Here is a 14,539-nt window from a genome sequence, read left to right on the forward strand (position 1 = left end):
AAATGAATGGCATCCTCAAACCGACACATGCTTTGACAAAATAGGCTTAGACTCCAGCTATTCTTGCTATTTCGGACTATTTAAGAGGATACAACCGCACTTTAAGCAGCATGATAAAGACGAGTACAATATTTTAAAAATAGCCATTGACATCTATCTCTAAATAGAGTATCTTTAAATCAAGACATTACAAATTAATATTTCGCAACATAACATGGCACGCCACAGAGAATCACAACGCAACAAATCGCACCACACCACAACACAGCAAAAAGATAATAGAAATGAGGTGAACCAAATGAGTGAACAGAGAAATGATTCATTAGATCTCTATATTGCACTCTCCAGAGCTAGTGAATGGGTCAACGCCCATGGGGACCGCGATATTCGGAATTATGGCTTAAATCGAACAGAATTCGGTGTGCTCGAACTCCTTTATCATAAAGGTGCGCAGCCGATTCAACAGATTGGCAGCAAGGTGCTTATGAGCAGCGGGAACATTACCTATGTTGTAGATAAGCTGGAGAAGAAAGAGTTCGTAAAGCGAAAGACCTCAACTGAGGACCGCAGGCTCATTTTTGCGGAAATTACGGAAAAAGGGAAGCAGTTTATTGAAGAGGTATTTCCCGAGCATACCAAGGTCATTGAGAAAGCGGTGGCTGGACTTACGGCAGAAGAGAAGAAATTAGCTAGTCAATTGTTGAAGAAGCTCGGTAAGTTTGCTCAGGATGGTTTCAAGTAGTTTGCGCCTCCCTAGAGGTGTTAGCTGCTTAACCTTTTATCATATATCTTTAAATAGAGATTCTTAAAATGGAGGAGATATGAAATGAGTATCGCATTAGGATTACTAATCATTCGTTTGGTTGTTGGATTAAGCTTTGTGGCGCATGGGGCACAGAAGTTGTTTGGTTGGTTCGGAGGCTATGGTCCGAAAGGAACGGGCGGCTGGATGGAATCCATCGGCATTAAACCCGGTGTTGTTATGGCGGTTATGGCAGGACTCATGGAGTTCGTAGGCGGTGCGTTATTTGCTGCTGGATTAGGTACAGTCATTGCTTCATTGCTCATCGTTATGACAATGGTCGTTGCAATTGTCAAAGTACACGGCAAGAACGGTTATTGGGCTACAGCGGGCGGCTATGAATACAACTTGCTGCTGATTGCTATTGCGGTAGGCGTGGCATTCACAGGTGCAGGAGCTTACTCCGTCGACGCTTTATTCAATTAATAATCTTTGATACTTTTAAATCAGGTATGGAATAATTAAACTAAACTAAAGGAGTTGGATTCAATGACACAACAACAACAAACAGCAGGTATTCACCATATAACAGCTTTCGTTCAAAATGCACAGGAAACTGTAGATTTTTATGCTGGGATTCTAGGACTTCGGATGATCAAAAAAACGATTAACTTCGACGCACCTGAAGTGTACCATCTGTATTTCGGCAATGAAATGGGAAGTCCGGGGACAATCATCACTTTCTTCCCATGGGCGCACTCTCGCAAAGGACATATCGGCGGCGGTCAAGTCGGAGTCACAACGTATGCTGTTCCTACAGGCAGTCTGTCATTCTGGGAAGAGCGTCTAGGGCAATTCGATATTCCTTTTGAAAAAACACAAAGATTCACAGAAACATACCTTCAATTCGAGGATAAAGATGGTCTGAAACTTGAAATCGTAGAGCGTGAGCAAGGAGCGCTTAGCCAATGGTCTTTCGGCGGCATTCCAACGGATAAAGCGATCAAAGGCTTCGGCGGCGCTGTTCTCTACAGCACTGCACCAGACAAAACTTCTCAGCTGCTAGAGCAGGTTATGGGGCTGCAGAAAGTAGGGCAAGAGGGAGCTTACGCTCGATTCAAATCCTTCGGAGATTTGGGGAACATCGTAGATATTAATGTAACTCAGATGCCCTATGGAGCTGGAGGCGCGGGTACCGTCCATCACATTGCATGGCGCGCCAAAGATGATGCTGAGCATGCACTATGGAGAAGCCACGTACAGTCGAATGGGTTCCAACCTACGCCGATTGTGGATCGTCAATATTTTAACGCGATCTACTTCCGTGAAGAAGGCGGCATACTCTTTGAGATTGCAACGGATCCTCCGGGCTTTGCACGTGATGAAGAGCCTGAGGCGCTAGGTGAGAAACTGATGCTGCCGGAATGGTTCGAAGAGAGCCGTGACCAAATCGTGCGTAATCTTCCGCCAATTCAAGTACGTGTATTGGAGGCGAAAAAACAATGAAACATATCTTTCAAAAGGGAACGGATATAACGGCTCCGGTACTTGTGCTTTTCCATGGCACGGGTGGCACTGAACGTGATCTTCTGCCGCTAGCTCAGGCTATTTCACCGACATCGTCGGTGCTGAGCGTCAGAGGTAATGTGCTTGAGCATGGCATGCCACGGTTTTTTCGCCGGCTGGCTGAGGGAATCTTTGATGAGGAGGATCTCATCTTCCGTACCAAGGAGTTGTACGATTTCCTCGATGAAGCTGCTGCGGAACACGGCTTTGATCGCAACAATCTCGTAGCCATCGGCTATTCCAACGGAGCAAACATCGCCGGAAGCCTCTTATTCCACTATCCGGATGCACTGCGAGGCGCTATTCTCCATCATCCGATGGTGCCGCTGCGAGGCATTCAACTGCCAGATCTTTCAGGTATTCCGGTCTTTATCGGAGCGGGTCAGAACGATCCGATCTGCTCCCCGCAGGAGACAGAGGAATTACAGAAGCTGTTAAGTGAAGCGGGATCAACCGTTGCCGTTCACTGGGAACAAGCAGGGCATCAGTTGACTCGTTCAGAGGTAGAAGCGGCAGGGACTTGGTTTAAGACGAATTTGGCATGAGGTGAGTCTAGTAAAGGTGGGAGATGCTTTGTGAGATCCATTGATCCCTCAAGTCAAAGCGAGCGGGAAAACTATAAGCTAATGATAGGCAGTATAATTCCTAGGCCGATTGCATTTGTAACATCCCTATCTTCAGAGGGTGTGCTTAATGCAGCACCGTATAGTTATTTTACAATTGTGACGGCGAATCCTCCAATGGTCGCTATCTCCGTGCAGAGGAAGCAGGGTGTGCGCAAGGATACTTCGCGAAACGCCATCGATACGGGAGCTTTCGTCGTTCATATCTCTGACGAATCGTATATCGACCAGATCAATCAAACCGCTGCTGCGCTAGCACCGGATGAAAGCGAAGTTGCTTTAGCTGGACTAACACCAGTCGCAAGTGACAAGATTGTCGTACCGGGCATCGCCGAAGCGAGCATACGCATGGAATGTGTCCTGGAACAAGTTATAACGCTTGGCGGAACAGATGATGCGCCTGCAGCCGATTTATTAATCGGGAGAGTCGTACAGTTTCATATCGCTGAGTCCTTATATGAGAACGGTCATATTGACGCGATTGGACTTAAACCCGTCAGTCGGTTGGCCGGCAGCTCGTATGCGAAATTGGGCGAACAATTTGCAATGGATCGTCCGGTTTGAATCCACAAATAGGAAAGCCCTCGTAGCCCATTCTTCTTTCTTTTTGAAAGATAAAATGGATTGCGAGGGCTTTTTTTAACTAGATCTCTTTGACAACCTCTGCCACAATTTCATAGGATCTCAAACGAGCATTATGATCATAAATTTGGCCGGCGATGATCCACTCATCGGCGGCAGTTTGCTGCTGCAGCATAGCAAGCTTCTCTCGGACAGTGTCTTTACTTCCCACGATGGAGAAGCTTAAGGCCTTGTGAACGTAAGCTTTCTCCTGCGGACTCCATAAGGACTCCATGCTGTCTACGGGTGGGCTCAGCATGCCAGGACGGCCGCGCACGATGTTCAGAAATTGCTGGTGCTGCGACGTCGCCAAATGCTGGGCTTTCTCATCGGTATCGGCAGCAATAATGTTAACGCCGACCATCGCGTACGGCTTATCAAGCGCGTCCGACGGGCGGAACTGACGGCGATACAGATCAAGAGCCGCCAGCAAATAATCCGGAGCGAAGTGGCTGGCGAAAGCGAAAGGAAGCCCCAGCTGACCAGCAAGCTGGGCGCTGAAATCACTCGATCCGAGCAGCCAGATCGGGATGTCCAGCCCTTCGCCCGGCACGGCGCGCACGCCCGGTACACCTGTACCCAGCGCCGGGTTGAGATAGCCGCGGAGCTCGCTCAGCTGCTCCGGGAAGTCGTGGCCGTCGCTGCCTAAGCCGCGGCGGAGCGCTCTTGCCGCTGGCTGATCGGAGCCAGGCGCACGCCCTAAACCGAGATCGATGCGTCCCGGGAACATCGATTCCAGCGTCCCGAACTGCTCGGCGATGACGAGCGGCGCGTGATTAGGCAGCATAATGCCGCCGGAGCCTACGCGAATCTTCTCCGTAGCCATCGCGACATATCCGATGACGAGCGATGTGGCGGAGCTGGCAATGCCAGGCATGTTATGATGTTCAGCGAGCCAATATCTATGGTAGCCCCACTTTTCAACGTGTCTGGCTAGATCAACGGAACGGTGAAAGGATTCTCTTGGCGTACCGCCTGCAATAACGGGAGCCAAGTCCAAAACAGATATAGGTATCATTGAATAGACCTCCATTTTTTATATAACCACTATACCAGTATTGTATCAAGTGTAACAATTCTGCCTAAATCCCGCCTCGAGTAACCACTATAGCCAATCTCCCCTACGAAGCTGTTGAATGACTAAAATATAGTATATTCGGTTTTTTTGCAGCATTTGAAGGGTATAGCATCGATTTATTCGCCTAATGTTGTAATAAGTTAAATTTAACCAAGCAGGAGCATGTTCTGTAAGAGCAACCTATTTTTTATGGGAAAATAAGGGTTAGGTTGCCTTTCGCAGGTTGAATTTTGGTCTGTGTAGAATAGTAAAAAATATGACCTAATACACATTTGACTTATCTTGCATTTTACAAAAAGCATTTTGGAACTTATGATGAGAGGGCAATGTAACATTTCTTCTCTTATAACGGGAACTTAATTGAATTCCCAACGTACTACATCAGGTGTCACAAAACAGTCCGGTACGAAACGGAGAGAAGGAGCTTTAATTAGCATGAGTCAACAAGACAAAGGTGGGTGGCGGTCTGACATCGCGCCTTACGAAAGACCGCATATGAAGATCAGTGTGTGGCAAATTATTAATACATTAGGACCCTTTTTTTTACTTTGGTATTTCGCCTTCTTAAGTCTTTCGGTTTCGATCTGGCTTACGTTCGTGTTAGACATTATTGCAGCAGGATTCCTCATTCGAATCTTTATTATTTTCCACGATTGCTGTCACAAGTCTTTTTTTAAAAATAAATTAGCGAATGAAATTGTTGGTACATTAACAGGCATTTTGACGTTTGTTCCTTATCATCAGTGGCGTCATACCCACTCCGTCCATCATGCATCCAGCGGCAATTTGGATCGTAGAGGTGTCGGCGATATCTGGACACTAACGGTTGACGAATATATGGCATCTTCTCCGCTTAGAAGACTTTATTATCGGGTTTATAGAAATCCGATTGTGATGTTTATTGTCGGACCCATTTTCATCTTTTTGATCGATTACCGTTTTAACCGCAAACGTGCAGGCATGAAAGAACGAATGAATACGTACATCACGAATCTGGGCATCTTTGGGAGCATTGCGCTGCTTTGCTGGGGTATCGGTTGGCAATCATTTCTCCTAGTCCAAGGTCCGATGTTTTTAATTTCAGGTATGGCTGGGATTTGGCTTTTCTACGTTCAGCACAACTATGAAGACTCGTACTTCGAGAATGACGGGGAATGGGATTATATGAAGGCGGCTATGCACGGAAGCTCTTTTTACAAATTGCCTAGAATTCTGCACTGGATTACAGGCAATATAGGCTTCCACCATATTCACCATCTGAGTCCGCGAGTTCCTAATTATTACTTGGAAAAAGTTCATAACAAGAACGCAGAGCTGCGCAAAGTTCAGACGGTTACATTGAAGACAAGCTTGGAATCCCTTAAGTTCCGTATTTGGAACGAGGAATCCAAGAAGTTCATACAGTTCAAAGATCTCAAGCCTTTCAAGTCGAAAAGAATAATGGAGACTCTCAAAGCTAAGGCGGAGTAGTGTTAAAAGAAGAGTCGACGGCCTCTGGCAGCATGCTGCTTAGGTTGTCGGCTTTTTTTGCGATTTTAAGCTTGCAAAATAGGAAGTACGCACGTTATAATCATTGCATTAAGTCGAAAAGTGAACGGGTGTTTATTATATGCAGATTTTAAAGGATGACGTAAAAAAGAGTATCCGCCAAGCGGCATTGTCCGAATTCAAGAAACATGGCTATATGAAAGCTTCTATACGGCATATTGCAGACGCTGCGGGTATTACACCAGGAAATATTTACCGGTATTTTAAAAATAAAGAAGACTTATTCTATGAGCTGATTCAACCCGTCTATGAGCAGCTTGCTGCTTACACCTTAGAGATTAAAAATGAGGTTGATTTCAAATTGTGCACGGAAACTGCCGATCATCTCGTTATTTTGCGTAAAATCGATGCGACGATTATGCAGCTTTTCAAGCAATCAAGTGTGGAGCTGACCATCCTCTTAAATCTGAGTGAAGGCTCACGCTACGAAACCGTGAAAGAGGAACTTATTACACTGGTGTATCAAATTTTGGAGAACGTCTTCACCACCAAGAAGGAAACGTCGGCCCCGCTCGAAGCGAAAGAGCAGCAATCTGCACGGATGCTAGCTGTTACGCTTATTGAAGGCATGAGCCTTATTCTGCGCGATTATGAGGATGGCGATACGATTAAGGTGCTGGTTGATGAACTGTTGTACCTGTATTCTGCGGGTATTTCAGAAAAAATAAAGCTTCAAGGACTGTGCTAAAATTTTTTTGACTCAAAAATGAACGCTTGTTTACTAACGTTTTGTAAAATCGGAGGAGGAATCAGAGAAATGAAACAAATTATTAAATGGCGCTGGACGATTGTCGCCTTGTGGCTGGTAGCCACTGTAGTTCTGACCGTTTTTCAGCCCGATGTGAACGCCATTTTAGGGCTCAGGGGTCAAGATCCGCTGCCAAAGGACAGTCCGTCCAAGGTCGCTACCTCTATTTTGAATAAAATGAATGGGGTTAATGGGACTAGCGATATCATCGTGTTCCACAACCCGAATAAACTGTCGGATGCGGACATGAAGCAGATCGAGTCCGGTATAACGAGTATGAAAAACCATCAAGCGGAGCTTGGCTTTGATCAATTGCTGGATCCGTTCTCGCTGCCTGACGCGAAGTCCTCGCTAATTTCGGAGGATCAGACTACGTTAATGGCGAGCTTCAGCTTGGATAAAAGAGGCCGTCATGTCGATGAGATTCAACAAGAGTTTGAGGGTGTTTTGAAAGATGTGAAGGTGGATTACTACCTCTCGGGTGAGGACTTCATTCAGAACGATTACATCAAAGCTTCCGAGTCGGGTGTGGCCAAAAGTGCGGCCTTAACGGTGATTTTCATCTTAGCAGTGCTGGTCATTATGTTCCGTTCCGTTGTGATTCCGATTGTCTCGCTGCTTGCTGTAGGTATTTCCTACTTGTGCTCCATGGGGATTGCCGCGCAGCTGATTGATAAATTTGAGTTTCCAGTGACAAGTGTCACGGAGATGTTGTTGATTTTGATTCTTTTTGGAATTGGAACCGACTATAACATCCTGTTGTTCAATCGATTCAAAGAAGAATTATCCCACGGTCTGTCCGTGGATGAAGCGATTATCGTGACATATAAAACGGCTGGCAAAACGATTTTTTATAGTATTTTGACCGTATTTATTGCTTTCGCGAGCTTGACGTTCTCGGACTTTGGGATTTATAAATCAGGAAATGTCGTAGCTATCGGTACCGCGGTACTCCTGCTTGAAATTATGACAGTGACGCCTTTCCTCATGAAAGTACTAGGCAATAAGCTGTATTGGCCTTCCAAGGGTGTAACCGGGCATAAGGAAAGTAAATTTTGGGCGAGCTTGACGGCTATTGCGGTGAAAAGACCGGTGATCACAACGCTGCTTATTCTGATTGTGATGATTCCGATTGCCCTTTCCAACCATCAGAAACTGTCTTTTGACCAGTTGAAAGAATTAGGAAATGGCCATGAATCCACCAAAGGATTCAGCCTTGTAGCGGATCATTTTAGCCGAGGCCAAGCGCTGCCAACTATGGTCGTTTTAGAGAATGATAAAGCACTTGATAATAATGACGGATTAGCCGCAATTGATAAGTTGACGGACAAATTAAAGAGTGTTCCGGGCGTGGATAAGGTGTCCAGTGTGACGCAACCACAGTCGAAGCCAATTGATAACTTCTATATTTCCAACCAAACGTCGACCGTCGCTGAAGGAATTACGGCTTCGCAGAAGGGCGTTAATCAAATAAAAGATGGTTTGAATTTGATGCAGAGCAAGCTGGTCAGTCCAGATTTGTCCGGCACCGATCAGTTAGTTGACGGAACGGGTAAGGTACAGGATGGCTACAGCCAGATTACTGTTGCGCTTGGGCAAGTATCGAAGGGTATTGCTCAGGGGGCCGACGGAGCTGGGGAGCTAAGCGCGGGCATTGCGAGCTTAAAGGATGGCATGACGCAAGTTGATGCCAATACGTCGAAGATTAGCAGCGGGCTAACGCAGCTACAGCAGGGCTATAGTGCTTTAGCTGACGGCTATCGTCAGATTGAAGGGAAGCTTCCTGGTATTCAGCAGGGGCTGACCGGGATGAATGGGCTTATTGGCGGGCTGGGGGAAAAGTACAGCCAGTTGTCTAAAGATAGCGACTACATCAAGCTGAAGCAGACGGGGGAGGGCTTGGAATCCGGTCTCGCCCAGCTGAACGGCGGGCTGAAGGAGCTTGGCGCGAATGCCGCCAAGTTGAATGGCTCTTTTGCTGAGGCTGCTGCGGGGCTTGCGCAGATTAACGGCGCGCAGGCGCAGCTTGCTGCGGGATTGGCATCGCTACAGAGCGGCTCGGACGCGCTCGCTAATGGGCTGAAGCAAGGCAGCGCGGGCAGCCAAGAGATCGCCTCGAACATGGCGAAGCTGAATGACGCGCTGGGCAGCGTCAAGGACGGGCAGCAGAAGCTGAACGAGGGCTTGTCGGGCTTGGCTGGCGGCATGAGCCAGCTGAAGGACGGCCTCGGCCAAAGCGGCAACGGACTTGGCGATGTGTCCGATGGGCTCGGCAAAACGAGCCAGTTCCTGACGCAGCTGAACAGCTCGAAGACGTTCTTCATTCCGAAAGAAGCGCTAACGAGCGCAGATTTCGGCAAATCGATGGACAGCTTCATGTCCAAGGATCGCAAGAGTACGAAACTCATCGTCATTCTGAAGGATGATCCGTACTCGTCAGCGGCTATGGACACCATCGAGGGGATTAACGCCGAGTTAACGTCTAGTTTGAAAGGCACAGTGCTGGAGAAAGCGAAATTCGGTGCCGCGGGACCAAGCTCCACGACTTACGACACGAACAAAGCACAGCTGAAATCCTTCAACAGCACGGCAATCATCGTAATTATTGGCGTATTTATTGTCTTGTTGTTCGTGATACGCTCATTCTGGCCAGCGGTCTATATCATCGTGTCCTTAGTGATTTCCTACTATGTGGCCATGACCGCTACGAATATCGTCACAGATAAAATCATCGGAGCAGACGGTGTTTCCTCTTTCGTACCGTTCTTCTCCTTCATCATCATCATCGCAGTCGGTGTCGACTACAGCATCTTCCTGATGATGCGATATAAAGAGCTTGGCGAATTATCGCCGTCTAAAGCGATCGTTCAAGCCGCTAAGCATATCGGCGGCGTGGTGATCTCGGCTATGATCATCCTAGGCGGTACCTTCGCGACGTTGGTTCCATCAGGGCTAGTTCTGCTGATTGAGCTAGCCGTAGCCGTGATCGTTGGGCTCGTTGTGCTTTGCTTTATTTTGCTGCCGATGCTGCTGCCGGCTTTGCTGGCTATGCCTGAGGCGCTGCGGATGAAGCGCAAGTCAGCGGCTCGGCAAGTGTCCACGGAAAGTAGAACCGCGTGAGCATGAAGTGAGTGAATTTGATGGCGCCTCCCACATTGTGGGGGGCGTTTTTTTGTCGTGTTGTGAATGTGGTGGCTTTAACGATGATTTCCATCGTTAAAGTGATGATCTTGAGCAGCAGCCCGACTATAGCGATGAAAAACAGTCTTACGAGCAGGGAAATATACTTAAAGGCAGAGTAGATGTGGCCCTAACGATGAAATTCATCGTTAAAGTGCTGAATTTGAGCAGCAGCCCGACTGTAGCGATGAAAAACAACCTTACAAGCAGAAAATTTTACTTAAGAGCCAAGTAGCATGAATTGGGAACTGGACGTGTTGTAAGTCGGAGGGAATTTGGATAATTGGAAGCAGGCCTGAGCGTGAAAACCGTACTACATGCATTTTGTGCATCAAAATTGCATGTTGAATGTCTGTTTGGAGGTTTTATATGTAAAATGTGCAGCTAATTTCTCGCAAAAGCGTTAAAACTCACTTTTTCCAGGAAATTAACTGTAGGAAATGCAGCTAATTCATAAACAAAGCAAGCTGAATCAAAATTAGCAGCACGTTTTACATCAAAAGGCGTTGAGAACTTACGTATGCCGCGCAATAGACGGAAGGTGCTCGACACTGTGAGGACGGATGCTAGTTAGCCGAATACTTCTATTGTGTTTCTCACCCTTCTTCGCCTTCTCGCCTCCGCACCTCCCACACGTCAACCACAAGTCGCACCGCGGCACATTTACCCACCTAAAAAAAACACAAGTGAGGGAAAAGCCAATCCATTGTTGCAAGCGCTTTAGCAGGATACGATATAGGTATAACATCAGCGAAGAATAGTGAGGGGGGCCAAGGATGGCGGTCAACGCACAAGCGGTTAATAAGATGAATCAGCGCTCGCAGGTACGGAAAGGTAGATCCTTTCTGCGAACGTTCTGGAAGTATAAGGCGCTGTATTTAATATCGCTGCCGGGGATTTTGTATTTTATTGTTTTCAAGTATGTACCCTTGTTAGGTTCAGTCATTGCTTTTCAAGATTACAACATTTTTGATGGCTTCACGGGAAGTGAATGGGTTGGGTTCGAACATTTCATTCGGATGTTTGCCCACTATGACTTCCTCAAGATTTTGAAGAATACGATTCTGATCGGCATTTACGATTTGGTACTGGCTTTTCCAGCGCCAATCATACTCGCCTTGCTGCTTAATGAGCTGCGCGTTGTAGTGTACAAGCGGTTACTTCAAACCGTTGTTTACATGCCTCACTTCTTGTCGTGGGTTATTGTGAGCGGGATTGCGATCGGTATTCTATCTCCTTCAACGGGAGCTTTGAACCATCTCATCACTTGGCTAGGTTTCGAGCCGATTTATTTCATGGGTGAAGAGTCATGGATTCGTACAGTGCTCATTTCTTCGGGTATTTGGCGTGATTCCGGCTACGGTACGATTATTTATTTGGCTGCTCTGGCAGGGATTAATCCGGATCTATATGAAGCTTCTGAGGTGGATGGCGCGAACCGCTGGAGACAAACCATTTCAATTACTCTCCCGTCGCTTCTACCAACCATTATGATTTTGTTCCTCCTTCATATCGGTAAATTCTTAGACTTTGGCTTCGAACGTGTTTACGTGTTCCTGAACCCGCTAAATAAGGAAAATGGTGAAATTTTAGACACGTATATCTACACTGCGGGGTTGTTAGGTCAGCAGTTTAGCTATACGACGGCGATTGGACTTTTCAAAGCACTTGTTGGCGTGATTTTTATTGTTACGGGTAATATTTTAAGCAAAAAAACAACGGGTGAAAGCTTGTACTAAGACGGAGGTGAACGCTTTATGAATCGCAAGCCGACAGCCGGCTGGCAAGTTTTTAACTTCTTTAATGTGCTATTTCTGACTCTTCTATCGCTAGCGATGCTCCTGCCGTTCTTAAACGTGCTGGCCCAATCGTTCAGTTCTTCGGAAGCCATCGTGAATGGGAAGGTATTATTCCTACCTGTTCAATTTACATCGATCAACTATCAATATGTGTTTAGCGATGCGGCAATCTGGCGTTCTTTCGGAGTGACCGTGTATATTACAGTAGTGGGTACCCTGATCAATCTGATCGCCACGGCATCACTTGCATATCCGGTGTCTCGACCAGAGTATGCTGGCCGTAACGTTGTCGTTATTATGGTTCTCATTACGATGGTTTTTACAGCTCCACTGATTCCAAACTTTATTTTGATGAAAAATTTACACCTGACGAATTCGCTTTGGGCTTTATTGCTTCCAGGTGCAATCAGTGCTTTCAATTTTTTCATTATGCGGTCCTTTTTCTTGCAAATTCCGAGTGAGCTGATTGATTCCGGACGTATCGACGGCTGCTCCGAGCTTCGCATGATCTGGAATATCATTCTGCCTTTGTCCAAACCCGTGATGGCCTCTCTGGGGATCTTCTATGCGGTGGGTCACTGGAATACGTACCAAAGTGCACTGTACTATATTAACAAGCCTGCCTTATGGCCGCTTCAGGTAAAGCTTCGTCAATTGATTGTGTCTGAGGATATTAGTATTGATCCGAACGCTTCCCAATTCAGCGGACTTGCTCATATGGATCCGGAAGGCATCAAGATGGCGACCATTATTATTGCGACGATCCCCATTATTCTTATCTATCCGTTCTTGCAGCGTCATTTTGTCAAAGGAATGATGGTTGGTTCTGTAAAATCTTAAGGTTGCATGAAATCAACAATTTCTACAGCATTCTAAAAAAAAGACAAATCGAACTAAAGACATTCCATATCGGCAATTTGTAAACGCTTTTACAATGAAGATGTGAATGCGTTCATATCTTAGTGAAATGAAAAGAGGGGTAGAAATGAAAAAATGGATTCCCACCACGATGGCAGCCGTAATGATGGCCAGTTTGCTGGTTGCTTGCTCTTCTAAACCCGCTGAACAATCGGCGTCAAACGCTGCGGCTGGCACATCAAGCGCAAAGCCTGCTGAAAAAACGAAATTCTCCATCTCCTTGCGTACACTCGCATTCGGACATGTAGAGAAGTCGCCTGATATTAATCAAGACAAATGGGTGAAAAAGTTAGAAGAGATGACGAACTCGGATATGAATATCGTACTTGTTCCTCACAAAGAATATGAGCAAAAAATGATTCAGATGTTTGCAACCAATGACATTCCTGACGTTGTACAGGGTAGTGGTGGCGTGAACGGTAAAGAAATGGCAGGTTCCGTGAAGGCTGGCGTGTTCACGCCGCTTGATGAATTGTTGAAGAAGTATGGACCGAATCTGCTCAAAAAAGTGCCGAAAGACGCTTGGGATAACGTTACTTACCAAGGTAAAATTTTCGCCATTCCGGAATACTTGTCCAACCCTTCCCGCCGTGCCATTTTCATTCGTAAAGATTTACTCGACAAAACAGGCCTAGGGGTTCCAAAAACGGTTGACGAGTACATGGCAGTACTTCGCAAGTTCAAAGAAATGGGCGTTGAGAACCCGTACATGGGTCGTGAAAACTTCAAGTACGCAGACTCCTTCTTCGGTGCTTATGACGTATTTCCTTACTTATCCATGTTCGAGAAATCAGGCGATCAAGTTCTGCCTAAATTCTTCGACACAGAGAATATGACGAAAGCGCTGCAAACATACAAAACAATGTTTGATGAAGGCCTGATCAATAAAGAGTTCGCAACGATCAACGCCACAGTATTCAAAAACACTATTCTTGCGGGTAAAGCAGGGATGTGGTCCATGAATGCAAATGAATTGCTGCAATGGGAAACACAGCTGAAAACAACGGTTCCAACGGGTGATATCGAGATTATTGCATCTCCGACAGGACCAGATGGCAAAGGCGGTCACTACTTGTATGGACCTGCGCCGCGTGCTTACTTTATCAATAAAAATGCTAAAAATGCTGCGCAAATTATTCAGTTCTTCGATTGGATGATGTCGGATGAGGCAGAGAAATACTTTACATTCGGTATTGAAGGTGACACGTACAAAACGGTGGATGGCAAAATCGACTACAAAGCCCCAACAGATACAGCGGGTGTCGATGAAGAGCGTTACCGTCAATCCTTCTTGTGGCTTGTCCAAGATACGACTTATAATAAAGGGACACTTAGCTTGTCAGAAGAAGGTAAGAAATTAATGAATGTCTACGATACAACGTTAAAAAATGAAGGGCGCGACGGTATCAGTTTCGAGCCACGTCTTGAATCTTTAATGAAAAATCCTGACATTTCGCCGCTTTCCGACCAAGCACCTCCAGTCATTCTCCAGCACATGGTGAAGATGGTGTACGGCAAAGAGCCGATCTCCGATTGGCCGAAAGTATTGGAAGAGTGGAAATCCAAAGGCGGTAACGAAGTAATCAAGGAAGCAACAGAGAAATTCAATAGTAAAGATTCCGGTACGACCGTGTCGATGCCGCGTAAATAAGCTCATCTGCTGAGCATAACCGCCTCCTCACGTGCCCACCAGCCCGTGGGGAGCGTGCATTTCAT

The 14,539-nt window shown here is 46.3% G+C and carries 12 protein-coding genes; 11 read left to right on the forward strand and 1 reads right to left on the reverse strand.

What is annotated here, in order from left to right; translation table 11 throughout:
• The first annotated feature begins 298 nt into the window (after positions 1-298).
• From G519_RS0123550 to G519_RS0123570, 5 genes are all read left to right on the forward strand, one after another.
• Positions 299-742 carry a MarR family winged helix-turn-helix transcriptional regulator gene (locus tag G519_RS0123550; protein WP_029196786.1) on the forward strand — a complete coding sequence of 148 codons (444 nt, stop codon included), beginning with the start codon at positions 299-301 and terminating at the stop codon, positions 740-742.
• 84 nt (positions 743-826) lie between these two features.
• Positions 827-1,228 carry a DoxX family protein gene (locus tag G519_RS0123555; protein WP_029196787.1) on the forward strand — a complete coding sequence of 134 codons (402 nt, stop codon included), beginning with the start codon at positions 827-829 and terminating at the stop codon, positions 1,226-1,228.
• A 63-nt stretch (positions 1,229-1,291) separates the two neighbouring features.
• Positions 1,292-2,248 carry a ring-cleaving dioxygenase gene (locus G519_RS0123560; RefSeq protein WP_029196788.1) on the forward strand — a complete coding sequence of 319 codons (957 nt, stop codon included), beginning with the start codon at positions 1,292-1,294 and terminating at the stop codon, positions 2,246-2,248.
• A complete protein-coding gene (locus G519_RS0123565; RefSeq protein WP_029196789.1) occupies positions 2,245-2,853 on the forward strand; it encodes an alpha/beta hydrolase in 609 nt (202 codons plus the stop codon). The genes G519_RS0123560 and G519_RS0123565 overlap by 4 nt, the downstream gene beginning before the upstream one ends.
• Before the next feature lie 30 nt (positions 2,854-2,883).
• On the forward strand, positions 2,884-3,495 hold the full coding sequence (locus tag G519_RS0123570; protein ID WP_029196790.1) for a flavin reductase family protein: 612 nt from the start codon (positions 2,884-2,886) through the stop codon (positions 3,493-3,495).
• Between the two features lie 79 nt (positions 3,496-3,574).
• On the opposite strand, the gene G519_RS0123575 is transcribed toward G519_RS0123570, so the two are convergent.
• Positions 3,575-4,570, reverse strand: a complete 996-nt coding sequence (locus G519_RS0123575; RefSeq protein ID WP_244280198.1) for an LLM class flavin-dependent oxidoreductase — start codon at positions 4,568-4,570, stop codon at positions 3,575-3,577.
• A gap of 495 nt (positions 4,571-5,065) precedes the next feature.
• Between G519_RS0123575 and desA the strand changes: the two genes are divergently transcribed.
• The 6 genes from desA (at position 5,066) to G519_RS0123605 (ending at position 14,474) form a co-directional block, all read left to right on the forward strand.
• Positions 5,066-6,100: a Delta(5) desaturase DesA gene (desA, locus tag G519_RS44250; protein ID WP_036633674.1), complete on the forward strand. Its 1,035-nt coding sequence runs from the start codon at positions 5,066-5,068 to the stop codon at positions 6,098-6,100.
• Positions 6,101-6,239: 139 nt separating this feature from the next.
• Entirely contained in the window at positions 6,240-6,866 is a 627-nt protein-coding gene (locus G519_RS0123585; protein ID WP_029196792.1) for a TetR/AcrR family transcriptional regulator, read from the forward strand.
• Positions 6,867-6,935: 69 nt separating this feature from the next.
• Positions 6,936-10,046, forward strand: a complete 3,111-nt coding sequence (locus G519_RS0123590; protein WP_029196793.1) for an MMPL family transporter — start codon at positions 6,936-6,938, stop codon at positions 10,044-10,046.
• An 836-nt stretch (positions 10,047-10,882) separates the two neighbouring features.
• Positions 10,883-11,845 carry an ABC transporter permease gene (locus tag G519_RS0123595; RefSeq protein WP_029196794.1) on the forward strand — a complete coding sequence of 321 codons (963 nt, stop codon included), beginning with the start codon at positions 10,883-10,885 and terminating at the stop codon, positions 11,843-11,845.
• An 18-nt stretch (positions 11,846-11,863) separates the two neighbouring features.
• Entirely contained in the window at positions 11,864-12,745 is an 882-nt protein-coding gene (locus tag G519_RS0123600) for a carbohydrate ABC transporter permease (protein ID WP_029196795.1), read from the forward strand.
• A 145-nt stretch (positions 12,746-12,890) separates the two neighbouring features.
• The gene (locus G519_RS0123605; protein ID WP_029196796.1) at positions 12,891-14,474 is read left to right on the forward strand and encodes an extracellular solute-binding protein; all 1,584 of its coding nucleotides are present in this window, start codon (positions 12,891-12,893) and stop codon (positions 14,472-14,474) included.
• The last annotated feature ends 65 nt before the right edge of the window (positions 14,475-14,539 follow it).

This window comes from Paenibacillus alginolyticus DSM 5050 = NBRC 15375 (genome assembly GCF_000422905.1).
Taxonomy (GTDB): Bacteria; Bacillota; Bacilli; order Paenibacillales; family NBRC-103111; genus Paenibacillus_E; species Paenibacillus_E alginolyticus.